Source organism: Streptomyces flaveolus, from assembly GCF_000716535.1.
In the GTDB taxonomy this organism is placed as follows: domain Bacteria; phylum Actinomycetota; class Actinomycetes; order Streptomycetales; family Streptomycetaceae; genus Streptomyces; species Streptomyces flaveolus_A.
The window spans coordinates 315,941-340,967 of the sequence record NZ_JNWV01000020.1 but is presented as its reverse complement, the minus strand read 5'-3'; the positions used below and the strand labels follow the sequence as shown (position 1 = coordinate 340,967).

23 protein-coding genes are annotated in these 25,027 nt (G+C 73.4%); 4 read left to right on the top strand and 19 right to left on the bottom strand.

Annotated features, from left to right (window positions below; all coding sequences use genetic code 11):
• Positions 1-361 precede the first annotated feature (361 nt).
• The 4 genes from OO52_RS23155 (at position 362) to OO52_RS23140 (ending at position 4,258) form a co-directional block, all read left to right on the top strand.
• Entirely contained in the window at positions 362-1,372 is a 1,011-nt protein-coding gene (locus tag OO52_RS23155; protein ID WP_030645853.1) for a ketopantoate reductase family protein, read from the top strand.
• Positions 1,373-1,451: 79 nt separating this feature from the next.
• Entirely contained in the window at positions 1,452-2,102 is a 651-nt protein-coding gene (locus OO52_RS23150) for a DsbA family protein (RefSeq protein ID WP_030645851.1), read from the top strand.
• 243 nt (positions 2,103-2,345) lie between these two features.
• On the top strand, positions 2,346-3,872 hold the full coding sequence (locus OO52_RS23145) for a hypothetical protein (protein WP_030645849.1): 1,527 nt from the start codon (positions 2,346-2,348) through the stop codon (positions 3,870-3,872).
• A 62-nt stretch (positions 3,873-3,934) separates the two neighbouring features.
• Positions 3,935-4,258 carry a hypothetical protein gene (locus OO52_RS23140; RefSeq protein ID WP_030645846.1) on the top strand — a complete coding sequence of 108 codons (324 nt, stop codon included), beginning with the start codon at positions 3,935-3,937 and terminating at the stop codon, positions 4,256-4,258.
• A gap of 42 nt (positions 4,259-4,300) precedes the next feature.
• On the opposite strand, the gene OO52_RS23135 is transcribed toward OO52_RS23140, so the two are convergent.
• From OO52_RS23135 to OO52_RS54250, 19 genes are all read right to left on the bottom strand, one after another.
• Positions 4,301-5,638: a protein kinase domain-containing protein gene (locus tag OO52_RS23135; protein WP_030645844.1), complete on the bottom strand. Its 1,338-nt coding sequence runs from the start codon at positions 5,636-5,638 to the stop codon at positions 4,301-4,303.
• Positions 5,639-6,646, bottom strand: a complete 1,008-nt coding sequence (locus OO52_RS23130) for a PP2C family serine/threonine-protein phosphatase (RefSeq protein WP_078876894.1) — start codon at positions 6,644-6,646, stop codon at positions 5,639-5,641.
• A complete protein-coding gene (locus tag OO52_RS23125) occupies positions 6,640-7,308 on the bottom strand; it encodes a vWA domain-containing protein (RefSeq protein ID WP_030645839.1) in 669 nt (222 codons plus the stop codon). The genes OO52_RS23130 and OO52_RS23125 overlap by 7 nt, the downstream gene beginning before the upstream one ends.
• Positions 7,309-7,398: 90 nt before the next feature.
• The gene (locus OO52_RS54010) at positions 7,399-7,524 is read right to left on the bottom strand and encodes a hypothetical protein (protein WP_267881442.1); all 126 of its coding nucleotides are present in this window, start codon (positions 7,522-7,524) and stop codon (positions 7,399-7,401) included.
• Positions 7,521-9,221, bottom strand: coding sequence for a TRAFAC clade GTPase domain-containing protein (locus tag OO52_RS23120; protein WP_234339637.1), 1,701 nt, complete (start codon positions 9,219-9,221; stop codon positions 7,521-7,523). Before OO52_RS23120 ends, OO52_RS54010 begins: the two co-directional genes overlap by 4 nt.
• Positions 9,218-11,860 carry a GTPase-associated protein 1-related protein gene (locus tag OO52_RS23115; RefSeq protein WP_037629188.1) on the bottom strand — a complete coding sequence of 881 codons (2,643 nt, stop codon included), beginning with the start codon at positions 11,858-11,860 and terminating at the stop codon, positions 9,218-9,220. Before OO52_RS23115 ends, OO52_RS23120 begins: the two co-directional genes overlap by 4 nt.
• Positions 11,857-13,137, bottom strand: coding sequence for a TRAFAC clade GTPase domain-containing protein (locus tag OO52_RS23110; protein WP_030645835.1), 1,281 nt, complete (start codon positions 13,135-13,137; stop codon positions 11,857-11,859). Before OO52_RS23110 ends, OO52_RS23115 begins: the two co-directional genes overlap by 4 nt.
• A gap of 3 nt (positions 13,138-13,140) precedes the next feature.
• Positions 13,141-15,339, bottom strand: a complete 2,199-nt coding sequence (locus tag OO52_RS23105) for a hypothetical protein (protein WP_030645833.1) — start codon at positions 15,337-15,339, stop codon at positions 13,141-13,143.
• A 209-nt stretch (positions 15,340-15,548) separates the two neighbouring features.
• The gene (locus OO52_RS23100; RefSeq protein ID WP_030645831.1) at positions 15,549-16,286 is read right to left on the bottom strand and encodes a sirohydrochlorin chelatase; all 738 of its coding nucleotides are present in this window, start codon (positions 16,284-16,286) and stop codon (positions 15,549-15,551) included.
• Positions 16,287-16,288: 2 nt separating this feature from the next.
• Positions 16,289-17,173 carry an ABC transporter permease gene (locus OO52_RS23095; protein ID WP_030645829.1) on the bottom strand — a complete coding sequence of 295 codons (885 nt, stop codon included), beginning with the start codon at positions 17,171-17,173 and terminating at the stop codon, positions 16,289-16,291.
• Positions 17,160-17,963: an ABC transporter ATP-binding protein gene (locus OO52_RS23090; protein ID WP_167347919.1), complete on the bottom strand. Its 804-nt coding sequence runs from the start codon at positions 17,961-17,963 to the stop codon at positions 17,160-17,162. The genes OO52_RS23095 and OO52_RS23090 overlap by 14 nt, the downstream gene beginning before the upstream one ends.
• Before the next feature lie 12 nt (positions 17,964-17,975).
• Positions 17,976-19,088: an aliphatic sulfonate ABC transporter substrate-binding protein gene (locus OO52_RS23085; RefSeq protein ID WP_030645825.1), complete on the bottom strand. Its 1,113-nt coding sequence runs from the start codon at positions 19,086-19,088 to the stop codon at positions 17,976-17,978.
• Between the two features lie 273 nt (positions 19,089-19,361).
• Positions 19,362-20,696 (bottom strand): sulfate adenylyltransferase subunit 1, encoded by a 1,335-nt coding sequence (locus tag OO52_RS23075; RefSeq protein ID WP_030645821.1) that lies wholly within the window; start codon positions 20,694-20,696, stop codon positions 19,362-19,364.
• Between the two features lie 2 nt (positions 20,697-20,698).
• Positions 20,699-21,634, bottom strand: coding sequence for a sulfate adenylyltransferase subunit CysD (cysD, locus tag OO52_RS23070; RefSeq protein WP_030645820.1), 936 nt, complete (start codon positions 21,632-21,634; stop codon positions 20,699-20,701).
• The gene (cysC, locus tag OO52_RS23065) at positions 21,631-22,167 is read right to left on the bottom strand and encodes an adenylyl-sulfate kinase (RefSeq protein ID WP_030645818.1); all 537 of its coding nucleotides are present in this window, start codon (positions 22,165-22,167) and stop codon (positions 21,631-21,633) included. The genes cysD and cysC overlap by 4 nt, the downstream gene beginning before the upstream one ends.
• Positions 22,168-22,193: 26 nt before the next feature.
• A complete protein-coding gene (locus OO52_RS23060; protein WP_030645816.1) occupies positions 22,194-22,904 on the bottom strand; it encodes a phosphoadenylyl-sulfate reductase in 711 nt (236 codons plus the stop codon).
• A complete protein-coding gene (locus tag OO52_RS23055) occupies positions 22,901-23,083 on the bottom strand; it encodes a hypothetical protein (protein WP_030645814.1) in 183 nt (60 codons plus the stop codon). Before OO52_RS23055 ends, OO52_RS23060 begins: the two co-directional genes overlap by 4 nt.
• Positions 23,080-24,777, bottom strand: a complete 1,698-nt coding sequence (locus OO52_RS23050) for a nitrite/sulfite reductase (protein WP_030645812.1) — start codon at positions 24,775-24,777, stop codon at positions 23,080-23,082. Before OO52_RS23050 ends, OO52_RS23055 begins: the two co-directional genes overlap by 4 nt.
• A gap of 124 nt (positions 24,778-24,901) precedes the next feature.
• The gene (locus OO52_RS54250; protein WP_309486338.1) at positions 24,902-24,985 is read right to left on the bottom strand and encodes a putative leader peptide; all 84 of its coding nucleotides are present in this window, start codon (positions 24,983-24,985) and stop codon (positions 24,902-24,904) included.
• Positions 24,986-25,027: the final 42 nt, after the last annotated feature.

The window sequence follows — 25,027 nt, the reverse complement described above, 5'->3', positions numbered from 1 at the left end:
TTGCTCCTGTTCGACGGTAGGGGCGGGATAAAGCCATCTCGTCGTACTGCCCGGTGAACCGCGCGGGGGCCGGATCACCGCTGGGGAGGACGGCGGCCCCTTACATCTATCGCCGGTTCTCGGGGGCGACCCTCAGGGACGCGGTGTCCGATCCGCCGCCAGGAGCCCCCTTTGTCATTACGAAAGTTTGTTGAACAAGTCACAGCTGTGCCGAGGAGTTGAACCCGACCCCGCCGATCGGCCAGAGTTTCGCGCAACGCGGCATGCGCCGAGCGCGGCCGTCGTGCCCGCCCCCACGGGGCACGACGGCCGCACCACACCGGCGCGCCGCCGGGCCGGACGCATGTGCGAGGCTCTGCCCATGCGCTACATCATCATCGGGGCCGGCGCGGTCGGCGGTACGGTCGGCGGTCGGCTGGCCCAGGCCGGGCGGGACGTCGTCCTCGTCGCCCGTGGCCCGCACCTGACCGCCCTCCGCGAGCACGGGCTGCGACTGCGCGTTCCCCAGGGCGAGTCGACGCACCGGCTGCCCGCCGTCAACGGGCCGGGACCGCTCGGCGAGCTGCGCGCCGACGACGTCCTCGTCCTCGCCGTGAAGACCCAGGACACCGTGGCCGCCCTGGATACCTGGGCCGACCTGCCCGTCGCCGGCGGCGGCACGGCGGCCGAACTGCTGCCGCTGGTCTGCCTGCAGAACGGCGTCGAGAGCGGCAGGCTGGCCCTGCGCCGCTTCCGGCACGTGTACGGCGTCTGCGTCTGGCTGCCGTCGACCTTCGTCGAACCCGGCGTCGTCTCCGCCGCCGGCACCCCGCTCACCGGCGTCCTGCACCTCGGCCGCGTCCCGCACGGCACCGACGACACCGCCCACCGGATCGCCGCCGACCTCGCGGACGCCCACTTCGAGGCGCCGGTGGTGCCCGACGTGGCGCGCTGGCAGTACGCCAAGCTCCTCGGAAACCTCGGCAACGCCCTCGAAGCGGTCAGCGGGCCGGTGGCGAGCGCGGAGGCACAGGCCCTGTTCGCGCGCGTGCGGGCCGAGGGCGAGGCCGTGCTGGACGCCGCCGGCATCCCGTACGCCGGCGCGGAGGAGCAGCGCGCGGCCCGCGGCGACAAGGTCACCCTGGTCCCGCTGGACGGGGCACCGCGCGGCGGCGGCTCCTCCTGGCAGTCCCTCGTCCGGGGCACCGGCACCATCGAGGCGGACTACCTCAACGGCGAGATCGTCCTGCTCGGCCGGCTGCACGGCGTCCCCACCCCGCTGAACGAACTGCTCCAAGGCCTCGCCAACCGGTTCGCCCGGGAGCACCGGCCGGCGGGCTCACTGTCCGTCGCCGAACTGGTCCGACTGGCCGACGAGGCGGTGCGCGCGTGACCGCTGCCTGAAGTGGGTCAAAGAAGTGCAGCGGGATTGGGTCGGGATTCTGGGCCACCGGCGCACTAGCGTCGGCGGCATGACGCACAGCAGCCCCGACACGGACACGGTCACCGACACCACCGCCCCGACCCGGGTCGACTTCTTCTTCGACCCCGCCTGTCCCTTCGCCTGGATCACCTCCCGCTGGCTGCTGGAGGTGGAGCGGCTGCGCCCGCTCGACCTCCGGTTCCGGGCGATGAGCCTGTACCTGCACAACACCGGCAACGAACTCCCCGACTGGTACCGCGACCTGGTGGACCGCTCGATCGGGCCCGTGCGGGTCGCCGTGGCCGCCGCCGAGCGGTACGGCGAGAAGGTGCTGCGCGACCTGTACACCGCGTTCGGCACCCGCATCCACGAACGGCGCGTCGAGGACTTCGACACCGTGGTCACCGAGGCGCTGGCCGAACTCGGGCTCCCCGCCGACCTGTCGGCCGCCGCCCACGACCCGTCGTACGACGACGCGGTCCGCCGCAGCCACGCGGCCGGCGCCGAGCCGGAGACCGGCGGCTACGTCGGCACACCCACCCTCCACATCGACGGCACCGTGTGGTTCGGGCCCGTACTGCGCGCCGTCCCGCGCGGCGCCGTGGCGGCCGAACTCTTCGACAGCTTCCGGGTGCTGGCCCGGCACCCCGACTTCTTCGAACTGAAGCGCACCCGCACCGGTGCGCTCCGGTTCGACTGACCCGGAGCAGGGTGGCCGATAAACGCCCCTCCGGCGGGCCGGCCGCACCGGACGTGTGACATGACGACGCCGTCCGGCGCAGAACCAAGAGCCGCCACGGTCCGACGTCACAGGGGAGCGCCGGACCGCGGCGGCCGATACCACACGGCCGTCCCCCGGCACCGCGGCTCGCCGAACCAGGCGACAAACCCGCGGGGTTGTCCCTAGGGTGAACCGCGCGGAAGGCCTGAGGGGGACGGACGGATGAGCGTGACGGGCAGACCACTGCCGTCGTTGCCGCAGTACCGCAAGGACGGGGTGACCCGGCGCCTGAGCGCCTCGGTGCACCTCGACGACGACTTCGCCCTGTACGTCGACCGCATGCTCACCGGCGACCGGCTCAACGCGATCGGGCTCAGCCTCAACATCAACTTCGTCGCCCTCGCCCGGCACGCGCGCGTGGCCACCCGCCGCCGCGCCGCCCTCGACCGCCGCCTCGCCTGCCTCCAGACGGCCGTACCCGTCGCCCTCCTCCTCGGGCTCTGGGGGCTGGTCAACGGACACCGTTCACTCGGATGGGTGGCGATTTTCGGTCCTCTCGGCGCCTACGCGATCGCCTGGACACTGGTCCGCCACGCCCAGGCGCGCAGCCGCGTCACGGCACGGGAGGTGTTCCTCTCCGCCGACAGACCCGAGCGGACCGCACCTCCGGTGGAGCCGGAGGCCGAGGCCGCGCTGCACGACCTCAAACGCGCCAACGTCCTGCCCTACGCCGACGAGGCCGCCTACACCAAGCCGTTCGTCGGCAGCGGCGACAAGATCAAGGAAGTCGTCTGGCAGCCCATCGACATCAGCAGGCCCGCCGAGGCCCCGGGCGGCGGAAAACTGCCGATGCGCCCGTTCGACGTCATCGACCTGCACACCTACGTGGCCCGGCACATGGAGAACATCTCCGGGCTCCAGGGGCTGCGGGCCCGCAACCGGCTCTACGTCCTCGGCAGCAACGCCCACCTCATACCCGAGCTGGTGCCCGACCCCACCCGGCGGCCCCGCGCCCAGATCCCCAAGCAACTCGTGCAGGCCGGCCTCCAGACGCCGGGGGCGGGCATGCGCACCCACCTGTGCCTGGAACGCGTCGGCGAGGGCGGCCGGCTCATCGTCTCCATGTACCTGCGGGCGATCCTCCAGCACCCCAGCCTGACCTGGGAGGTGGCCGCCTACGCGATACCGCCGCTGGACGGCCGTTTCTACCGCGTCGACCGGCTCCCGGTCGCCCCCTGGGAGAGCTGGTGGGACCTGTTCCGGTACGCCACCCGCCGTACCGGCCCCGAACTGCGCGGCGCCCTCGGCCGCATCCTGCGGCGCCGGCGCTGGCAGAACGACCACGACCGGGCGCTGGCCAGGACCCGTCGCTCCATCACCAAGCAGCACGTCCGCCACGACTACGGCGCCACGGGCAGCCTGCGCGAGGACCTCGGCGCCTGGGACGAGGCCGGCTACATCGAACGCACCGACGCGCAGGACTTCCTGTTCCGGCTCCAGCAGGGCGTGCTGACCGCCACGGAACGGTTCCTGCGCGACCACGACATCGACACCAGTTCCTACGACAAGGCCGTACAGGTCATCAACACGCAGACCTACAACATCGGTAACGTCAGCGGTCCCAGCAACTTCGGCGCCCACGGGACGATCCTCCTGGGCGGGCAGCAGGGGCCCGGCCCCCAGGGCGGCCCGGGAGCCCAGGGCGGCCCCGGTCCCGCGGGGTCAGGGCCGCCCGCGCCGAAGCCGTAAACCCCACCCATCCGACGGCTCCTCCGGTCCGGGGCGAGCCGCCGGACCGAAGCGAGGACAGGATGAGCACCTACAACTTCGGCAACGTCAACGGCCCGGCCAACTTCGGCGACCACGGCCAGATCCAGATCAACCACGCCCACCCCGACCTGCCCACCATGATGGACCTCGCCCAGCGGCTCACCGACACGCTGCGCGTCGAGTACCCGGAACTGGTGCCCCAGGGCGAGATCATCCAGGCCCAGTTCCAGGAGTCCGCCGACGACGGCCTGCCGCCCAACCGCGGCCGGATCCGCTCCGCGCTGGAGACGATCGCCATCGCGGCCTCGGCCGGCACCGGCAGCCTCGCCTTCACCCAACAGCTCATCAACGCGCTCGGGCTGTGACCGGCCGGAGCCCCGCCGCCACGGGGCTCCGGCCACGGGACGTCACCGGGCCCGCACCACCGCCCGGACCCCGCCGCCGAGGTCCAGGTCGAGCCCCGACCGCAGCGGCACCGTCTGACCGGGCTCGATCTTCTGCACGGTGCCGTCCGACCGGGTGCCCGTCCAGGTCTCCCGCGAGCGGTTGGCGAGCCCGAACCGCCCGGGCTTCTTGGGGTGTTCGACCAGCTCCGCGACGAGCGCCGCGTCCGAGCAGTCGTGCCGCGTCGGCTCCGGCAGCAGATGGTGGGCCTGCACCCGGGCGGCGCGGCGCAGCCGGATGTGGTGCTCGCTGCGGGGCGGAGGAGTGGTCACCGTCAGCCGCGGCGGCAGCACCAGCCGGGCCCCGCACCCCCAGCAGTCCCGTGGCGGCGGGTTCTCGCCCGGCTCCGTCATGTTCTGCCGCCCGCACGAGGCGCACTCGACCACCGCGTCCAGCACCGCCCGCAGCGCGTCCCGCCACTCCGACTCGCGCACCCGTGCCGCCGGATCGCGCAGCCCCGTCGTGAACGACCGCCGGAACAGCTCCCGCAGCCGCTCCGCAGCCGCGTCCCAGGTGGCCAGCACGGTCGCGTGCTCCAGCGGGTCCGGGGCGTTGGCGTCGTCCGCCGGGTCGAACACGAACAGCGGGCTCCTGCCGTACAGCTTGCGCTCCGCCGCCTCGTCCAGACAGTGGATGCCCAGCTCGCGCCTGCCCTTGAGAGGGTGGTGGTTCATCAGCAGCATGAACAGCAGCACGGCGAGCGAGTGCAGGTCGGACTGGGTGCCGGGGCGCGCGCCCGGGTCGCCGCGCACCAGCTCCGGCGCCATGAACTCCATGGTCCCCGAGATGCCGCTGGCGTCGCCCTCCACCACCGCGTTGTCGTTGTCACAGACCAGCACGTCACCGGTGTCCGGGTCGAAGAAGATGTTCCCCCAGGAGATGTCCCGGTAGGCGATGCCCCGCGAGTGCAGCGCCTGATACGCCTCCACCGTGTACAGGCAGGCCGTCAGCAGCGCGCGCGGACTGGTGCGCAACTGCCGCCGGAACAGCGCCGGAAGACCCTTGTAGCGGTCCGGGCGCAGACCCATCAGATAGCCGAACGAGCCGTGGTGCTCCGGCACGAAGGCCTCCGGCCACAGGAACCGGTCGTCGGCGAAGTCCCGGCTCACCAGCTCCCGTACGATCGCCTCCTGGCCGGCGGTCGCGCAGGTCGGGTAGTACCACTTCAGGGCCCGTTCCCCGTCCGGCGTCCGGACCCGGTACACCTCGCCCTGGCCGCCCGCGCCGAGGAAGTCGAGGATCTCGACGTCGTCACCGTTCTCCGCCGCGAGGTGCACCCCGCCATCGAGCATGCCGCTCATCTACGTCTCCGTTGTCCGTTCCATGTCCACCTCGCCGCCGGCCGGGCCGGGTGGCGTCCGTGCGTCCGTCGTACCGGGCTCCCCGGGCTCCGCCGGGGCGCCGGGAGCGCCGGGTGCCGCCGGGCCCCGTGCCGGGTCCGGGGCGTCCACCGGCACCGAGGCGTCGGCCTCGGTGTCCGGGCGTACCGCCGCCGCCAGGGTCGTGTCGTCCCCGGAGTAGCGGGACGCCTGGGTGAGCCAGTCCGGCAGGGCCTCGCGGACGCCCGTGCTGCCCTCCTCGGCGAGCCGCCCGGCCAGCCCGCTGACGAACTCGCGGTACCCGTCGGCCGACGCGAAGCTCTTCGACAGGCCGTCCGTGGAGAGGACGACCAGCCGTGGCGCCCGCGCCTCCTCGAACAGCGGCGCCCAGTGCATCCGCATCGCCCGCCACGCCTCCCGCCCGCACAACGACTCCGTCTCGTCGCCCAGGTCCTCCTCGGCGGGTGCCAGCGGCCGGACCAGCGTGCCGTCGTGCTCGACCACCGCGAGGTCCCCGTCGCCGATCTGCCAGGCCACGAACAGCCACGGCGTGAGCACCGCACCGATCAGCGTGGTGCCGTACAGCACCAGCTTCTCCTCGGTCCCCGGCTCCCGGGAGGCCTCCTCCACCACCGGGCGGTTGCGGTCCCAGTGGCCGAGGGCCTCCTGCCGCCACGCGTGGACCAGGGCCCGCGGGAAGTCGTCCCGGGCATAGGTCATCAGCCGGGTCAGCCGCCCCGGTCCATGGCAGTCGTGCGCCGCCCGCCCGAAGGTGGTGGCCAGCGCCAGGAACCGGTCCACGGCGAACCGCGCGCCCAGCGCGCTGCGCGCGTGCACCGCCGAGCCGTGGCCGTCGGCCACCGCCAGCACCAGCGGGTCGGCGCCGGTCCCGGTGCCCCGCCAGTCGTGCCAGTCCTGGTTGCGGCGCTTGCCCACGCCCTGGACGCTGCCCTCCAGCGTCTCCCACCGTCGCACCCCGAGCGTCACCACACGTCGTCGTCATCGTCGTCGTCCAGCACCGGCGGCGCGTACGGCTGCTTCGCCGTGCTCACCCCGGGCCCGTCACCGGCGACCGGCTGGGAGGCCGCCTTCACGGCCGCCGTGGACGCCCAGCGGATCGCCGCCGCGAGCTGCTTGGGGCTGTTGGCGTCCAGCGGCTGCAGCTCCGGGTTGCCCAGGAACTCCTGGAGCACACCCCGGTCCGCGTCCGCGCCGATCGCGATGGCCACCCGGACCGCCTTGCGGCCCCACGGGGTGGCGTCCACGGCCTTCAGGCCCGCCTTCCAGTCGTCGGTGGGCACCCCGTCCGACACCAGGGCCAGCACCGGCTTCAGCGCCCGCTGCGGCATCGGCGGGGTCTGCAGCTCGCGCGCCACCAGGTGCAGCGCCTCCCCGAGGTTGGTCATGCCGTCGACCTGCACGTCCTGCCAGGTGAAGTCGTCCACCGGGACCGGGGTCTGGTGGTGCCACTGCGCGGTCGTGGAGAAGGTGACGGTGCGCAGCAGCAGTTGGGCCGCGGGGTTGTCGTGGGCCACCGACCGCATCTCCGGAACGGCCTCTCTGATCGCGTAGTTGAGCTTGGCGATCTTCTCGCCCTGCATCGAGTACGAGCAGTCGAGCAGCCAGATGAAGTGGACCGGCCGGTTGGCCATCGGCCCGCCGGGAATGTCACTCACGCCGCAGTTCCTTTCATGTGAGTCATCGAGGGGGAGTCATGTGAGGGAGAGTCGTCGCCGGAGGTGTCAGGGCCGGGGCAGCGACAGCCACGCCCCGAGGAGGAGCGCGGCCGCCGCCAGCAGCAGTGCGGCGACGAACAGTCCCGCCATCACCCGCCGGGCCCGGCCGGCGGACGGAGTCACGTGGTTCATGCCGGGGTGTACCCGCCTTCCCTGTCGCCGTCCCTGCCGCTCTCCGGGGCGCTGTCCGGCCGCCGCCGGGGCCACGGCACCCGCCCCGCCCCGCCGCCGGCCTGCCCGGTCAGCGGGCCGGTGCGCAGCCCGGAGGCCGCGAGGAGCCACAGCACCGGTTCGGCGGCGCGCCGCTGCTCGCTCTCCAACGGGCCGGTGCCGGTGGCCGCGTGGGAGCTGACCGCCCAGTAGCGGGCCGCCCCGAAGTCGTGGCCGAGGGCCCGCACCAGCGCGCCCAGCCCGATGTCGCCGAGCCAGTCGTCGATCGGGCCGTCGCCGGGCACCGGCAGCGAGGTCAGCCGGTCCAGCACGTCCCGCTTGGTGACGACCGCGGCCACCGGCAGCCGGCGCCGGCGCCCGGTGAGCGCGGCCAGTTCGCCGGTCAGCCGCTCGTACGTCGTGCGCGGGCCCTGCGCCGAGGGCCGCGCCCGCTGTGCCCGCTCGGCGTCCGCCGGGCCGAGCCGGCCGCGCACCGTGGGATCGGCGAGGACGTCGGCGACCAGGACGACCCCGTCCGCGTGCGCCAAGTACCCCTGGGCGCGCACCCGTTCGGCGTCGCTCACGGACTCGCCCATCGGGTCGTACAGGTACAGCAGCCGGCGCCGCCGGCCCCGGGCCACGGTGAGCATCAGGGCGCGCGGCGGCCCACCGGTCGTGGCGTGCGCCCAGCCGGACTCGCTCAGCCGGCGGCTGATACCGGAGTGGGCACCGCGGTCGGCCGTGGTGGCGTACTCGACGCGCAGCCGGCCCTCCCGGGCCCAGGAGAGCAGCCCCTCCACCATGGCCGTCATCAGCATCGTCTTGCCGGAGGAGGTGCCGCCGACCAGCGGGGTGTGCACCACCCGGGTGGTGGCCAGCGCCTCGGGCAGGATCTGCTCGCAGCGCGGGCACAGCGCGGACAGCTCGCCCCGCCCGGTCAGCCGCGTGGCGGGCAGCCGGCGCCCGCAGCCGCACACGTGCCACAGGGCGCCGTACCGGCCCGGCCGCAGCTCGGCGTGGCGGGCCGGGCAGTCGGGGCAGCGGTGCACGGCCAGCGGCACCGGCGCGTAACAGCCCGGGTGGGGACAGGCCATGCGCAGGCCCCGCAGCAGCGCCCAGCCGCGTTCCAGCCCGCGCAGCAGGGGCACGCCCGCCGCCCAGCCGAGCCAGACGACGCCGAGCAGCAGCGCGAAGACCAGCAGCGCCCAGCCGAGCAGCACGGTGGCGAGCACCGCGCCGATCAGCGCGCCCGCCGCCGTACCGGGGGCGATCAGGGCGACCAGCAGGAACCGGCCGAGCGGTACCCGGACCCAGCGCCCCCGGGGGCGCCGGCCGCGGAACAGGTTCCGTACGGTCCGGTCCATCCAGGGATCGGTGAAGGCCCGCCAGAGCGTCCGCATGCCGTCCCGGGCGGCGCTCGCCGCGTCCGCCCACGACTGCCGCCACCAGTAGGCGACTTCGGCGGGCTCGGCGGCGCCGACCCCGGGCAGGCGCGGGTCCAGGCGGCCCGCCTGCCAGGGTCCGAGTCCCCGCCACACCGCGCGCACACCCCGCCCGAGGAACTCCCACAGCGTCCGGAACAGGCACACCGTGACGGCGACCAGCCCCGACCAGCCGCACAGGGCCAGCAGCACCTGGAGCACGAGGTGCAGATCCGAGTCACCGCCTCCGGCGTTCACCGGGCACCTCCGTCGGCGGGCGGCTGGACGTCCCCGTGCCAGGCCGGCCGGGCGTCCTCGCGCCGGCCGCGCCCGGTCAGCCGGCCCGCGAGCCGGCCCAGGGCGCCCGGCCGGTTCCACGCGCGGTACGCGTCCAGCCGGCCCCGGCCGGTGCGCCGCAGCACCTCCTCGACCGCCACCTGGTCCTCGGCGGGCAGCGCCCGCACCACCGGCCGCAGCACCCTGGCCAGCAGCGCCGTACGGGTCGCCTCCCAGCCGGGATCGGTGTCCTGGTACGCGCTCCAGTCGCAGAAGCGGGCGGCGACGTACGACGGCGCGGTCCGCAGCCGCTCGGCCACCGTGGCACCGCGCGCCGCCCGCTCGTAGGCCGCCAGCAGCGCCGGGTCGCCCGAGCGGGCCAGCGCGTACAACTCGCTCTCCGGCACCGGCACGGAAAGCAGCCGCCGGGCGAGGGCGTCGTACACCCGCCGGGTCACCTGCTCCGGTACGGGCCCGACCGCGCCGTCCCGCAGCGCCCGGACCCGTTCCACCCAGTTCTCGCCCTCTGCGTCGGTGCCGAGCAGCGCGGCGAACTCCAGCAGGAGCAGCGGCGCCCGGTGGGCCGGGGCCAGCTCCGTCGTGAAGCAGCGCAGCAGGTCGGCGGCGAGCAGCGGGACGGCGGCGTCCTCGGCGGGGGCGGCGAGCGCGGCGGCGACCAGCAGGTCCCGGGTGCCGGCCAGCCGGTGCGCGTCCGAGCCCAGCTCGTTCAGCAGCAGGCTCGCCTCCTCGCCGGTGGGCAGTTCCTCGCCCCACACCAGACGGAACGCCGTGTGCAGGACGGCCGGTTCGGCGTGCGGCGAGACCCCGGCGGTGTGCAGCACCGCGCGCAGCCGGCCGCGCCGCTCACCGGCGGACGGGCCGGCCGCGTCGCCGAGGACGCACATCCGCAGATGCGGGAAGCCCGGGTCCAGGGCGACCGGCAGCCCGGACCCGGCGAGCCGGGCGGCGACCGCGGCCGGATGAGCCGCCGCGAGCGCGTTCAGCGCCCCGAACAGGGCGGTGCGCAGGGCGGGGTGGCCGTGTACGGCGTCGAGGAGGGCGGCATCGGTCCGGACGTCCGCAGGCTGGACGCTCACCGGAGCCTGGCCGCCCATCGGCGCTGTGCTCACCAGCGCCCGGTCGCCCTTCGGACCCCCGCTCACCAGGGTTCGGGCACGCGCCGGATCCCGGGTCACCTGCGCCTGGTCGCCGGCCGGATCCGCACTCACCGGTGCCCGGTCGCCCGTCGCATCTCCGCTCACCAGCTCCCGGGCGGCCCGGCCCGCGAACTCCGGGAGCAGGTCCGTGCAGTCGACGTCGAGCAGGTCGGCGAGGTGCAGCAGCGCCAGGGGCCGGCCGATCGCCGGCCCGGTCGCGTCGGCGATGCCGTGGCGCAGGTCGGGTGCGAGGTCCCGGGCCAGCGCGGCGCGCACCTGCGGGGTCAGCGAACCCGCGCCCAGCGCGGGCACCGGGCCCCGGCCGCGGACCGCCAGGGACAGCACCCGGGCGGCGAGCGGCGCCGAGACGGCCGTGGGCACCTGCCCGTCCAGCCGGGCCAACAGCGCGGCCAGTGCGGCCGGTTCGTCGCCGGAGTCCACGGAACTCTCCCCGGTCTCCCGCGCCAGCTCCCCGATCAGGGCCGTCAGCGTCGGTTCGGGCAGTCCGGCGGCGTGGTCCGTGGCCCAGCGGGCCGCCGCCGTCCGGGCGGCCGGGGGCAGGGTGATGTGCTCGGCGAGCGCGGTGACGGCGAGGGCACCGACCCCACCGGCGGTGTCCCCGCTGCCGCGGACGGTGTCGCGGAACAGCTCCGGCCGGCCGGCCGTCCAGATCCGCGCGCAGACGTCGGCCCAGATGTCCGTCACCGGCTCCCCGGCGGCCCGGCCGGTGCCGTCGTGCACCCGGAACCGGTGGTCGTGCCCGACCGGATCCGACGAGGGCAGCGCCCCCACGATCTGCTGGCGGGCCTGCTGCGGCCGCCGGGTGTACGTCGTGAAGGTCAGCCGGTGCGCCTGCTCGCGCGGCAGGACCGTACAGGCCAGCGCGATCCACTGGGCCACGTCCGCGCTGTCCCGCTCCACGAGCACGATCTGCCGGGCGTCGCCGCCGTCGGCCAGCGTGCGCAGGTCGGCGAAGAACGCGGCGAGCCGGTCCGCGCGGGACCGGGCGAACGCCACGAGCCCGTCCCGGCGCAGCAGCCCCGACGGCTCGAACCGGTCGATCGGCTCCGGCCGTCCGCCCGGCGGAGTGGCGTCCGCCCAGCGCGGCGACTCCCACGCGGTGATCGGCAGCGCGCCGTCCGGCAGCCGGGTACCGGGCGGCAGGTGCACGGCGTGGGCGTGGAAGTTGCCCCAGCGCCCGCTGTAGTCGGCGCCGGTGTACACCGACCGGCACAACAGCAGCCCGCCGTCGGACAGTTCGGTGCAGCTCAGGGAGCGCGGGAAGGATCTCAACTGCTCGCTGTCCGGCCGGTCGGGCAGGTCGCGCGGCGGCTCGTACCCGATGAGCTGTTCGGCCTCCCGCAGCAGTGCGGCCGGTACGCCGGGACTGACGGCGGTGAAGCGGAAGCCGGACCCGTCCGGGCCGGGCGGCGCCGAGGTGTAGTGGAACTGGGCGAGGCTCACCGCACGCGCTCCTTCCCGGCCTTCGCGGCCGAGGCCTTGTCCTTCGCGGCGGTGCGGACGGGCAGCAGCCCGCGCAGGGAGAGCAGCCACAGCAGCGGGTCCTCCACCCGCACCGGCTGCGGCCCCGACTTCGGCACGTCCGCCGGTGCGCTCGCGGGCGGCGGCGCGCCCAGCGCGGACAGTCCGAACAGTGACAACTGGGCGAAGTCGTGCTCGAGTTGGCGCAGCAGCGCGCCCGAGTCCCAGTCGGTGAGCAGGGCGCGGAGCTCCTCGTGGACGGCGAGCCGGTCCTCGGCGTCGTAGGCACCGCCGGTGTGCGGGGCGTTGTGGAGCAGCGGGGAGTGCGGATCGAGCAGGGGGCCCAGCATGTCCGTCTTGGTGACGGCCACGGCGATCGGGGTGGTCACCCGGCCGCCCGCCCTGCCCTTGCCGTGGGTGCGCAGCTGGGCGGCGAGGTCGGCGGCGATCTGCCGGGGCGAGGTCTCCACCACGGGCAGCGGCGGACCGTCGTGCACCGGCAACCGGTCGCGCACCGAGCCGAGTTGCAGGGGGTCGACGAGCAGGATGATGCCGTCGGCCGCGCTCAGGTAGCGGGTGTAGCGGTCCATCGCCTCCGCGTCCGCGAGGTCCTCGCCGGCCGCGTCGAAGAAGACCAGGGTGGTGTGCCGGGTGCCGGAGCCGCCCAGCAGCCCGCGCCTGGGCAGGCTGAGCCGGTACAGCAGCGGGTCGTTGAAGCCGAGCGCGGCCGGCCGGGTGGCGCCCGGCAACCGCAGCCGCTCGTACAGGTCCTCGGCCATCTCCCTGTCCCGTGCCTGCGTGTGCTGTCCCATCGCCGCGAGCGACGCGTGGTAGGCCTGGCCCACCCGGTGGTCCAACTCGTTGCGGAGGACGGCGACGTAGGTGCTCTTGCCGGAGGCCTTGGCACCGACCAGGGCGATGATCCGGCTGTCCTGGTCGCAGTAGTCGCTGGGCAGGTCGCTGTGGCAGGACCCGCACACCCGCACCGGCGTCGGCACACCGCAGTCGGGGCAGGGCACGCTGCTGCCGGAGCCGCCGGGCCCGGCGAGTCCGGCGAGCCTGCGCGCCGGGGCGAACACCGGGCCGCGCATCCGGGCCGCCGGGGGCACGCCCGGACCCATGAACGCGGCCCATGTCTCGTCCGGCTGGGGTGCGCAGGGCGCGCCACCGCGCACCCCGTTCGGTGTCATCAGACAGCGGTACGGCAGTCTGGCCGCCGACGCGCGGGTGAAGCAGTAGGGGCAGATCACGGTCGTCATGGCTCAGCGCACCACCAGGCTGGTGAGAGAGGGTTCTTCGAGTCGGACCGAGGCGGCGTGCTCCCCGAGCAGGAAGCCGCGCAGGGTGTAGGGGGCCGGGCAGGGGGCGGCCGGCAGTTCCCGTTCGATGCTGCCGTGCCGGGCCAGCTCGGGCCCGGGTATCCGCAGGACGGTCGTGCCGTCGGCGGCGTTGCGCGGGCGGAGGGTGCCGCCGCGGGCGACGCACACGAACTCCGGGACCTCGGCGAGCCCACCGGGCGCGCTGAGCGTGACCCGCAGCAGCGGGCGACGGCTCCGGCCGAGCAACCGCCTTGGCGCGCGGACCAGTTGGTAGGAGACGGACGCGTCCGCCGGGACCAGTACCTCGGCCGCGTCGGGCACCACGACCACCGCGCCGGGCACCCGGGGCACCGAGGCGGCCCGCACCCGGACGGTTCCCGGGCCGACGGGCAGGTGCAGGCCGCCGCGCCGGTAGGCGTGCGCGGTGACCGTGCGTTCCCCGCCGCCCGTGGACCCCACCGGGGTCCAGCCGACCACCAGGTGCGGGACGTCCTCGGGCCAGTCCAGGAGGATCCGCGCCTGCCCGTCCGGGAGCCGGTGGGCGCTCAGCCCGGGCACGGGCCGTACGGCCTCCACGCCGACCGTCGGCCCCGCGAGCGCCCGCGCCCCGCGTACGGCGACGGCGGCGACCTCGGTGTATGTGCCGGGCGGCGGACACAGGGCGTCCGCCGGCCCGGGCCAGTCCAGCGGGGGCGGCAGCGCCTCGGTGCGCAGCTCGGTGCCCGGCTCCGGAGCCCCGCCGGGCCACGTCACCAGCCGGACCTCGGCGTCCTCCGCCCCGGTCCAGGCGAACCGCACGGCTCCCTCCACGGGCCGGGCGGTCAGCGTGCGCACGGGCTCCGGCCAGGGGTGCACGGTGGCGGTCGTGCGCAGGCCGGGGGAGGGGACCGTACGGCCGTCGGACGTGCGGTAGTGGCACACGATGCGGAAGACGTGGTCGCCGGCCGGGAGGCCGGTCGCGGTGAACCCGTCGGCGCGGGCGGTGAGGTGCGCGGTCTCTCCGTCGGGCCCGGTGCGTTCGACCGTGACCTCGGCGGCGGCGTCCGGCCGCCGCCAGGAGCAGTCGATCCGCTCGGGGCCGTCCGTCAGCACCGGGCGCTCCACCTCGGGGGCGACGAGCAGCCGCCGGGACACCAGCGGTGGCCCGTCCACCCGGCCGTCGCGCAGCGGCAGGGCCGCGTACCGGACCGTGCTGCCCGGCTCGGCAGCGGTGTCCCGCGCCGGGCCCGCGGTGGCCGTGGCGGAGCCGGGCAGGGCGCGTACGGCGGGCCTGCCCCGGCCGTCCCGGTACAGCCGCAGCAGCCGCCACTCGCCGGGCGTCTCCCGGTCGTCCTTCCAGTTCAACTCGACGTGGTCCGAGCGGAGTTCGGTGCCGAGCGCGGGCCGGTGGCCGTGCAGGCGGACCAGCCCGCGCAGCGCCCGCCGGTCGTCGGCGGCCGTCCGCAGCGCCCGCAGATAGGCGTCGCCCGCCGTCTCCCGGTCGCCCCGCGCCTCGGCCCGCCGCCCGTCCCGCAGGGCGTCCTCGACGGCGCGCAGCCGCTCGGCCGTCCCGTCCCGCACGGCCGTGAGCGCCGGGTCGGCACCATCCGCGGGCAGCCGGTCCAGGAGGACGCGCAGCCGGTGCAGCCGCGCCTGCGCCAGCGCGTCGGCCAGGGACTCCGCGGCATCCCGCTGGCGCCGGTCGAGCCGGGGGCGCAGCCGGGCCGCCGCGAGCAGACCGGCCGCCTCGTCGGGGTGGACGCCCGCCTCGCGCACGGCAGAGCCGCGGGCGTCCTCGGGGCGCTCCTGCAGCAGGTTGATCAGTTGGTAGAGGACGATCCGGCGGGGTGCCAGCGGGTCGGCGTGGTGCAGCTCGGCCAGCCGCGCGGCGAGCGGGGCGACGGCGGGACCCGAGGACCGGGCCAGCCCCTCCAGCAGCGGCGCGTCGACCCGGCGCCGGCCACGCGTTCCAGCCGGCACGAACAGCCCGTCCAGCACCCGTAACCCACCGGTGCCGGCCCCCAGCGCCTCGCCGACGTGGCGCAGGCCAGCCGCGTGTTGAGCCGCGGCCAAGGCGCCGTACCCGGGCACGAGCGGGCTGAGCGGCAGACCCGACAGGGCCCTGGGCAGCCCCAGGTGACACCCGAACTCCCGACCGGCCACGTGAACCGTTCTCCCCCGATAGCGCTCAGGGGTCCATCCCAGCAGATCCGGAAGTGCCCAGGAGGGGTTTTCGAGGAAACCGGGCAGGTGGGAGCGTGCCGTGACGACCGACGGCACCGTGGTACCGCCGGGGACACGGGGAACCGCGCGCCCGGCCTCCACGAACCCGCGGCCGACGCGCGCGACGCGCCGCCACGGCCGCGCGGCGGTTACGCGCCGAGTGCCGCCAAGGCCGGCCGGCAGGCGCTGTCGTACCGCTCCAGCGACACCCGCGCCACCTCGGGGGCGGGGCCGAGGACCTCGGCGAGCACGTCCGCCCCGGCCGCGCCGCGCGCGATCCGGTCCGGCAGGAAGCCGGGGGCCAGGACGTACGGCGCGACGGCGACCCGCTCGCAGCCGAGGGCGCGCAGCTCCCGCACCGCGTCCTCGGTGCGGGGAAGGGATGCGGAGGCGAACGCGGGTCGCACGGCGCACCAACCGGTGTGCCACCACTCCCGCGCGATGTCGGCGATCACCGCGATCGCCTCCGGGTCGGAGGACCCCGCCGAGGCCAGGACGACCCCGGTCGAGGACTTGTCGGCGGGTGACAGTCCCGCCTCGTACAGCCGTCGTTCCAGCGCGGACAGCAGCAGCGGGGACGGGCCGAGCACGTCCGCCTGCCGGATCCGCAGCCGCGCCGGCGCGTCCCGCAGCACGGCGGGGATGTCGGCCTTGGCGTGGAACGCGCGGGTCAGCAGCAGCGGCAGGGCGACGACGTCCCGCACGCCCTCCGCGGCCAGCGACTGGAGCACCCCGTGCACCGACGGGACGTTGAAGTCCAGGAACCCGGTCTCCACGCGCAGGCCCGGCCGCAACGACCGCACCCGCTCCACCAGGGCGTGCACGGTCGCCGCGTGCCGCGGGTCGCGGCTGCCGTGGGCGATGACGAGGAGGACGGGACGGCGCATGGTCAGCTCTTCACCAGCAGGCCGCGGCTGCGCAGCACCCACCGCTCCAGCGGGCTGAAGATCAGCAGGTCGATGGCGATGCCGACGAACAGGATCAGGAAGATGGCCTCGAACACCATGGACATCGAGCTGGCGTTGCGGCCGTTCTCCAGCAGCGCGCCCAGGCCGATGCCCAGGTCGGGGGAGGAGGCGATGATCTCCGCGGCCATCAGCGAACGCCAGGAGAAGGCCCAGCCCTGCTTCAGGCCCGCGAGATAGCCCGGCAGCGCGGCCGGCAGGACGATGTGCCAGGCGCCGCGCACCCCGGTCGCGCCCATCGTGCGGCCCGCCCGCAGGAACAGCGGCGGCACCTGGTCGATGCCGGAGACCAGGCCGTTGGCGATCGACGGGACCGCGCCGAGCAGGATCACCGCGTACATCATCGAGTTGTCCAGGCCCAGCCAGATCACGGCCGGCGGCACCCACGCCACCGACGGCAGCGACTGCAGACCGGACAGCACCGGGCCGATGGCCGCGCGCACGAACTTCACCCGCGCCACCAGCAGACCGAGCGGGGTGCCGATGGCCAGCGCGAACAGGAAGCCCAGCAGGCCGCGCGAGACGCTGGTCCAGATGTAGCCCAGCAGCGTGCCCTCCAGCCAGGCACGCTTGAACTCGCCGCCGACGTCGGCGGGGGAGGGCAGTTTCGTCGGGTCGTCGACGATCTTGAAGGAGATCAGCGCCTGCCACACGACCAGCACCACCACGGTGGCGACGACCGGCGGCAGGATCTTGCTGGTGAACGTCTGCCGGAACGGCGTACGGCCGGCGGCGACGACCTCCAGGGCGTCCAGACCCGCCTCGACGCTCCCCGCGTCCGTGACGGTCTTGGTCTCAGTGCTGGCCATGACGCCGGATCTCCCCACGCAGTACTTCGGTGATCTCCAAGGACAGTTCGGCGACCGGCGCGTCCTCGATGCGCCGCGGCTGCGGAATGTCCACCCGCCACTCACGGGCCACCCGGCCCGGCCGGGACGACAGCAGCACCACCCGCTGCGCGAGCCGTACCGCCTCGCGCACGTTGTGCGTGACGAACAGGACGGACACGCCCGTCTCCGCCCAGATCCGGGTCAGCTCGTCGTGCAGCAGGTCCCGGGTGATCGCGTCCAGCGCGGCGAACGGCTCGTCCATCAGCAGCAGCTGGCTGTCCTGCGCGAGCGCGCGGGCCATGGCCACGCGCTGGCGCATACCGCCGGACAGCTCGTGCACCCGCTTGCCGTACGAGCCCTGCAACCGCACCAGTTCGAGCAGCCGCTCGGCCCGCTCGCGGCGCTCGTTCTTCGGAACGCCCCGGAGCCTGAGGGCGAGTTCGATGTTCTTGCCCGCGGTCAGCCACGGGAACAGGGCGTGCTCCTGGAACATCAGGGCCGGACGCCCGTCGGTCGCGATGCTGCCGGCGGAGGGCTGGTCCAGCCCCGCCACCAGGTTCAACAGCGTCGACTTGCCGCAGCCCGAGGCCCCCAGGAGGGTGACGAACTCACCCGGTGCGACATCGAGGCTGATGTCGTCCAGGACGAGCTGCTGCCCGCCCGGTGTCGCGAAGGACTTCGAGACGTGCTCGATGCGCGCCGCGTGCTCGACCGTCTCGGCGGCCTCGGCGAAGGTCGTTGCCATGGTCGTCACCTCCTGGGAACTCATCGGCTACGGGACTTACTCGGCGCCGAGTCCGGCGTCGCTGACGGTCTGTTCGCCCTCGGCCTTGAGGACCTTGTTCAGGAGGGTGAGGTCGTAGATGCCGTCCAGCTTGGGGTTCTCCAGCAGACCGGCCTTGACGGCGTGCTTCGCCTCGGTGTCCAGGGTCGCGGCGAGCGGGTCGTCGGTGAACTGGATGGACTTCCACGCCGGGTCCAGGACGTTCGCGGGCAGCTCCTTGCCGGAGTCGACGCCGAGCTGCTTGTTCGCCGCGGCCTTCGCCTCGTCCGGGTTGGCGTTGATCCACTTGTTGGTCTCGACCGACGCCTTGAGGACCGCCTCGACGGCCTTCGGGTGCTCCTGGAGGAACTTCTGCGACACGATGATGTTCGTGATCACGAACTTCTTGTCCGGCCACAGCGACGACTCGTCCAGCAGCACCTTGCCGCCCTCGGCGACCAGCTTGGACGCGGTCGGCTCCGGCACCCAGGCGCCGTCGATGGAGCCGGACTTGTAGGCGTCCGGAGTCACCTTGTTGTCCGTGCGGACGACGGACACGTCACCCTTGCCGCTCTGCGCGTCGACCTTCCAGCCCTGCTCGGCGGCCCAGTTGAGGAACGCCACGTCCTGCGTGTTGCCGAGCTGCGGGGTCGCGATCTTCTTGCCCTTGACGTCCTTCAGGGACGTGATCTTCTTCGGGTTGACGACCAGCTTCACACCGCCGGATGCCGAGCCGCCGATGATGCGCAGGCTCTTGCCGTCGGACTTGGTGTAGCCGTTGATCGCCGGGGAGGGGCCGATCCAGCCGATGTCGATGGAACCCGAGTTCAGCGCCTCGATCTCGGACGGACCCGCGTTGAAGACCTGGTACTTGGCCTCGGTGGCGCCGAGCTCCTTCTGGAAGAAGCCCTTCTGCTTGCCGACCAGGGCGGTGGCGTGGGTGAGGTTGCCGAAGTAGCCGATCTTGACGGAGCCGAGCCCGTCGATCTTCTTGGCGCCGGTGGCGATCTTGGCGCCCGCGTTGTCGTCCTTGGAGTCGGACCCGTAGCCGCAGGCCGCGAGGGTCAACAGGGGGAGCGCGGCGATCGCGGCGAACCCGCGGCGAAGCAGAGTGGAGCGGTTGGCAGGCACGGGAGGCTTTCCTCTCGTTGGCCCGGCGGTCACGGTCTCTCAGGTCGTGGCCGGGAGTCGGCAAAGGGTCTTCGTCGCTTCAGGGGTGGGGGTCCCCCCGCTTGCGAGCGAAGCCGAGCATGTGGGGGAGGGTGGGGGGACGGGGCGCGCAGGCAGTGCGCGTACGTCACAGCGCACATCGCGCGACCCCACCCTGCCCGCTGCCGAGGGCGCCGCTGCCGACGCGGCCGCCCTCCTTCGCGAACGTCGAGAAGAAATCGGTGGAGTTCATGCTCAGAAGTCCCAGCCGTCTTCGTCGGCCGCGTCCTTGACCGGCTCGGGGGACGCGAACGACTCGCCGACCATGCCCGCGGTGAGCGTGGTGCCGTCGGCGGGGTCGATCAGGATGAAGGAGCCGGTGCGGCGGGAGTCGGCGTAGGAGTCGACCGGCAGCGGTTCGGCGGTGCGGATCTTCACCCGGCCGATGTCGTTGGCGACCAGCCGTCCCGGGTGCGGGTGCAGGGACAGGTCGTCGAGCGTCAGCCGGGACGGGATGTCCTTCACGATCGCCTTGACCGTGCGGGTGCCGTGCTTGAGCAGCACCCGGTGCCCGACGGTCAGCGGCGCGTCGGCGACGTGGCAGACGGTCGCCTCCACGTCCTGCGTCGTGGCCGGGGCGTCCTTCGTCGGCACGATCAGGTCGCCGCGCGAGACGTCGATGTCGTCCGCCAGCAGCACCGTCACCGACTGCGTCGTCCAGGCCACGTCGACCGGCTCGCCGAGCAGGTCGATGCCGGAGATCGTCGAGGTACGGCCGGACGGCAGGACGGTGACCCGCTCGCCCACGCGGAACGTGCCGGCCGCGATCTGGCCCGCGTAGCCCCGGTAGTCGGGGTGCTCGGCGGTCTGCGGCCGGATGACGTACTGCACGGGCAGCCGCGCGTGGCAGTGCGCCAGGTCGTGGCTGACCGGCACGGTCTCCAGGTGCTCCAGCACGGTGGGACCGCCGTACCAGTCCATGTTCGCGGACGGCTCCACCACGTTGTCGCCGGCCAGCGCCGAGATCGGGATCGCGGTGACCTCCGGGACGCCCAGCTCGGTCGCGTACGCCGTGAACTCCTCGGCGATGGCGGCGAAGACCCGCTCCTCGTACCCGACGAGGTCCATCTTGTTGACGGCGAGGACGACGTGCGGGACGCGCAGGAGGGCGGCGATGGCCGCGTGCCGGCGGGTCTGCTCGACCACGCCGTTGCGGGCGTCGACCAGGATCACCGTCAGCTCGGCCGTGGAGGCGCCGGTGACCATGTTGCGGGTGTACTGCACATGGCCCGGGGTGTCGGCGAGGATGAACCGGCGGCGCGGGGTCGCGAAGTAGCGGTAGGCGACGTCGATCGTGATGCCCTGCTCGCGTTCGGCGCGCAGGCCGTCGGTGAGCAGCGCGAGGTCCGGGCCGTCCTGGCCACGGCTCGCGGAGGCGCGCTCGACGGCCTCCAACTGGTCGGCGAGGACCGACTTGGAGTCGTGCAGCAGGCGTCCGACGAGCGTGGACTTGCCGTCGTCGACGGAGCCGGCGGTGGCGAACCGCAGCAGGGTGGTGGCCGAGAGCGCCTCGGTCGTGGTCGTGCTCATGCTTAGAAGTACCCCTCGCGCTTGCGGTCTTCCATCGCGGCCTCGGACAGCTTGTCGTCGGCGCGGGTCGCACCCCGCTCGGTCAGCCGGGACGCGGCGATCTCGGCGATGACCTTCTCGATCGTGTCGGCGTCGGAGTCGACCGCGCCGGTGCAGGACATGTCGCCGACGGTCCGGTAGCGCACCTGGCGCTTCTCGACCGTCTCGCCGTCCTTCGGCCCGCCCCACTCCCCGGCGGTGAGCCACATGCCGCCGCGCTGGAACACCTCGCGCTCGTGGGCGAAGTAGATCTCCGGCAGTTCGATGCCCTCACGGGCGATGTACTGCCAGACGTCCAGCTCGGTCCAGTTGGACAGCGGGAAGACCCGGACGTGCTCACCGGGGGCGTGCCGGCCGTTGTACAGGTTCCACAGCTCGGGGCGCTGGCGGCGCGGGTCCCACTGCGAGAACTCGTCACGCAGGGAGAAGACGCGTTCCTTGGCGCGGGCCTTCTCCTCGTCGCGGCGGCCACCGCCGAAGACGGCGTCGAACTTCTCGCTCTGGATCTTCTCCGTCAGCGGGAGGGTCTGGAGCGGGTTGCGGGTGCCGTCGGGGCGTTCCTTGAGCACACCGCGGTCGATGTAATCCTGGACGGAGGCCACATGGAGGCGAAGCCCATGTGCGTCCACCACACGGTCCCGGTACTCAAGGACTTCCGGGAAGTTGTGTCCGGTGTCCACATGGAGCAGGGAGAACGGCACCGGCGCAGGCGTGAAGGCCTTGAGCGCGAGGTGCAGCATGACGATGGAGTCCTTGCCGCCGGAGAACAGGATCACCGGGTTCTCGAACTCGCCCGCGACCTCGCGGAAGATGTGCACCGCCTCGGACTCCAGCGCGTCCAGGTGCGACAGCGCGTACGGGCTGTCCGTGCCCTCGTCCACCTTGGCGACCGTGGTCATGCCAGTCCCCTCTCGTTCAGCAGCGCGTACACCGACGCGGCCGACTCCCGGACCGTCTGGTGCTGCGACTCGATCCGCAGGTCGGGCGTCTCCGGCTCCTCGTACGGGTCGTCGACGCCGGTGAGCCCGGTCAGCTCGCCCGCGGCCTGCTTGGCGTACAGCCCCTTCACATCGCGCACGCTGCACACCTCGACCGGGGTCGCCACGTGGATCTCCAGGTACGGCGTCCCGTTCTCCTCGTGCCGCCCCCGCACCGCGTCCCGGCTGTCCGTGTACGGCGCGATCACCGGGACCAGCGCCTTGACGCCGTTGCGGGCCAGCAGTTCGGCGACGAAGCCGATGCGCTGCACGTTCGTGTGCCGGTCCTCCCGGGAGAAGCCGAGGCCCGCCGAGATGAACTCGCGGATCTCGTCGCCGTCGAGCACCTCGACACGGTGGCCCTCGGCGCGCAGCCGGCCCGCCAGCTCGTACGCGATGGTGGTCTTGCCGGCGCTCGGCAGACCCGTGAGCCAGACGGTGGCTCCGGTCGTCACGTGGTTCTCCTGAATCCGCTTGTTCGTCATCCGTGCAGCCCGCACTCGGTCTTGGCCCGGCCCGCCCAGCGGCCGGCCCGCGCGTCCTCGCCCTCCAGGACCCTGCGGGTGCACGGGGCGCAGCCGACGGAGGCGTAGCCGTCCGTCAGCAACGGGTTGGTGAGCACGCCGTGTTCGGTGATGTACGCGTCCACGTCGTCCTGGGTCCAGCGGGCGATCGGCGAGATCTTGACCTTCTGCCGCTTCTCGTCCCAGCCGACGACCGGGGTGTTCGCCCGGGTCGGGGACTCGTCGCGGCGCAGGCCCGTCGCCCACGCCTGGTAGTTCTTCAGGCCCTCTTCCAGCGGCCGCACCTTGCGCAGCGCACAGCACAGGTCGGGGTCGCGGTCGTGCAGCTTCGGGCCGTACTCCGCGTCCTGTTCGGCGACCGTCTGCTTCGGGGTGAGCGTGATGACGTTGACGTCCATCACGGCCTCCACGGCGTCCCGGGTGCCGATGGTCTCCGGGAAGTGGTAGCCCGTGTCGAGGAAGACGACGTCCACGCCCTTCAGCACGCGCGAGGCCAGATGAGCCACCACGGCGTCCTCCATGGAGGAGGTGACGCAGAACTTCGCACCGAAGGTGTCCACCGCCCACTGGAGGATCTCCAGCGCGGAGGCGTCCTCCAGGTCCCGGCCCGCCTGCTCGGCGAGCGCCTTCAACTCCTCGGTCGTACGCTCTTCCTGAGCCGTCGTCATATCAGGTCGTCCCCTCCGTTGTCGGCTCGCTGAACGCCCCGGGCCAGCAGCCCCAGGAACTTCAGCTGGAATGCGCGGTTGCACGCGGCGCATTCCCAGGCGCCGTGACCCTCGCCGCTCGGGCGCAGGTCCTCGTCGCCGCAGTAGGGGCAGTAGAAGGGCGCGGCCCGCTCGCTCACGACAGCGCCTCCTCGCTCGCCCGCGCCGCCCAGGCCGCGAACCGCTCGCCGTCCTCGCGCTCGGCCTGGAACCGCTTGAGCACCCGCTCGATGTAGTCGGGCAGCTCCTCCGCGGTGACCTTCAGGCCGCGCACCTTGCGGCCGAAGCCCGGCTCCAGTCCGAGGGCGCCGCCCAGGTGCACCTGGTAGCCCTCGACCTGCTCGCCCCGGTCGTCGAGGACGAGCTGGCCCTTGAGACCGATGTCCGCGACCTGGATACGGGCGCAGGCGTTCGGGCAGCCGTTGAGGTTGATGGTGATCGGCTCGTCGAAGTCCGGCAGCCGGCGCTCCAGCTCGTCGATCAGCTGCGAGCCGCGCTGCTTGGTCTCCACGATGGCGAGCTTGCAGAACTCGATGCCGGTGCAGGCCATGGTGCCGCGCCGGAACGAGGACGGCCGCGCGGTGAGGTCCAGCGCTTCCAGGGCCTCCACCAGCGAGTCGACCTTGTCCTGCTCGACGTCGAGGATGATCATCTTCTGCTCGACGGTGGTGCGCACCCGGCCCGAGCCGTGCGCCTCCGCGAGGTCGGCGACCTTCGTCAGCGTGGCGCCGTCGACCCGGCCGACGCGCGGCGCGAAACCGACGTAGAAGCGGCCGTCCTTCTGCCGGTGCACACCGATGTGGTCGCGCCACTGCTGCACCGGCTGCTCGGGAGCGGGGCCGTCGGTCAGCCGGCGCTTCAGGTACTCGTCCTCCAGCACCTGCCGGAACTTCTCCGCGCCCCAGTCGGCGACGAGGAACTTCAGCCGGGCCCGGTTGCGCAGCCGGCGGTAGCCGTAGTCGCGGAAGATCGAGATGACGCCCTCGTAGACGTCCGGGACCTCGTCGATCGGCACCCAGGCGCCGAGCCGCACGCCCAGCTTGGGGTTGGTGGACAGGCCGCCACCGACCCAGACGTCGAAGCCCGGGCCGTGCTCGGGGTGGCGTACGCCGACGAACGCGACGTCGTTGATCTCGTGCACGACGTCCAGCAGCGGCGAACCCGAGATGGCCGTCTTGAACTTGCGCGGCAGGTTCGAGTACGCCTTGTTGTTCAGGACGCGGCGCTTCATCTCCTCCAGCGCCGGCGTGGCGTCGATGATCTCGTCCTCGGCGATGCCCGCCACCGGGGAGCCGATCATCACACGCGGGGTGTCACCGCAGGCGGTGACGGTGGACAGACCCACGCCCTCCAGCCGGTCCCAGATCTCGGGCACGTCCTCGATCCGGATCCAGTGGTACTGGACGTTCTGCCGGTCGGTGATGTCCGCCGTGCCGCGCGCGAACTCCTGCGAGATCTCACCGATCACCCGGAGCTGCGCCGTGGTCAGCGCCCCGCCGTCGATGCGGACGCGCAGCATGAAGTACTCGTCGTCCAGCTCCTCCGGCTCCAGGATCGCCGTCTTGCCGCCGTCGATCCCGGGCTTGCGCTGGGTGTACAGCCCCCACCAGCGCATCCGGCCGCGCAGGTCGTTCGGGTCGATCGAGTCGAAGCCGCGCTTGGAGTAGATCGTCTCAATGCGTGTCCGCACATTGAGACCGTCGTCGTCCTTCTTGAACTGCTCGTTGCCGTTGAGCGGGGTGAAGTGGCCAACGGCCCACTGGCCCTCACCGCGGTGACGGCTCACCTTGCGGCGGGGCGCGGAGGCGGCAGGGTTCTGTGGGGTGGCGGCCATGGAGGTACGTCCTTCGGGACAGGCGGGAATGCGGCTGACCTGCGCGTGCGGGCGCATGCGACATGGGTGCGCGTCATCGCGCACGCGATCAGGTACGAGGAGGGAACGGCGGTGCTGGGAGGCGTCAGCTCGCCGGACAGATGGCGCTGGACATGCGGCCGAGATCGACGTGCCGCCGACTCACCAAGGCAATTCCAGTTCCGGACATGACGAAAGCGTGTCACGGCGATCTGGACACAGTCCAGCTTCA

What these genes read in the sequence shown, in the direction of transcription:
- OO52_RS23050 (WP_030645812.1), bottom strand. Translation starts at nt 24,777, where the DNA reads ATGGCCGCCACCCCACAGAACCCTGCCGCCTCCGCGCCCCGCCGCAAG.
- cysD (WP_030645820.1), bottom strand. Translation starts at nt 21,634, where the DNA reads ATGACCACGGTCGCCAAGGTGGACGAGGGCACGGACAGCCCGTACGCG.
- OO52_RS23110 (WP_030645835.1), bottom strand. Translation starts at nt 13,137, where the DNA reads ATGACGACCGTGATCTGCCCCTACTGCTTCACCCGCGCGTCGGCGGCC.
- OO52_RS23155 (WP_030645853.1), top strand. Translation starts at nt 362, where the DNA reads ATGCGCTACATCATCATCGGGGCCGGCGCGGTCGGCGGTACGGTCGGC.
- OO52_RS23100 (WP_030645831.1), bottom strand. Translation starts at nt 16,286, where the DNA reads ATGCGCCGTCCCGTCCTCCTCGTCATCGCCCACGGCAGCCGCGACCCG.
- OO52_RS23145 (WP_030645849.1), top strand. Translation starts at nt 2,346, where the DNA reads ATGAGCGTGACGGGCAGACCACTGCCGTCGTTGCCGCAGTACCGCAAG.
- OO52_RS23095 (WP_030645829.1), bottom strand. Translation starts at nt 17,173, where the DNA reads ATGGCCAGCACTGAGACCAAGACCGTCACGGACGCGGGGAGCGTCGAG.
- OO52_RS54250 (WP_309486338.1), bottom strand. Translation starts at nt 24,985, where the DNA reads ATGTCCGGAACTGGAATTGCCTTGGTGAGTCGGCGGCACGTCGATCTC.
- OO52_RS23060 (WP_030645816.1), bottom strand. Translation starts at nt 22,904, where the DNA reads ATGACGACGGCTCAGGAAGAGCGTACGACCGAGGAGTTGAAGGCGCTC.
- OO52_RS23135 (WP_030645844.1), bottom strand. Translation starts at nt 5,638, where the DNA reads ATGAGCGGCATGCTCGATGGCGGGGTGCACCTCGCGGCGGAGAACGGT.
- OO52_RS54010 (WP_267881442.1), bottom strand. Translation starts at nt 7,524, where the DNA reads ATGAACCACGTGACTCCGTCCGCCGGCCGGGCCCGGCGGGTGATGGCG.
- OO52_RS23125 (WP_030645839.1), bottom strand. Translation starts at nt 7,308, where the DNA reads ATGGCCAACCGGCCGGTCCACTTCATCTGGCTGCTCGACTGCTCGTAC.
- OO52_RS23140 (WP_030645846.1), top strand. Translation starts at nt 3,935, where the DNA reads ATGAGCACCTACAACTTCGGCAACGTCAACGGCCCGGCCAACTTCGGC.
- OO52_RS23075 (WP_030645821.1), bottom strand. Translation starts at nt 20,696, where the DNA reads ATGAGCACGACCACGACCGAGGCGCTCTCGGCCACCACCCTGCTGCGG.
- OO52_RS23090 (WP_167347919.1), bottom strand. Translation starts at nt 17,963, where the DNA reads ATGAGTTCCCAGGAGGTGACGACCATGGCAACGACCTTCGCCGAGGCC.
- OO52_RS23150 (WP_030645851.1), top strand. Translation starts at nt 1,452, where the DNA reads ATGACGCACAGCAGCCCCGACACGGACACGGTCACCGACACCACCGCC.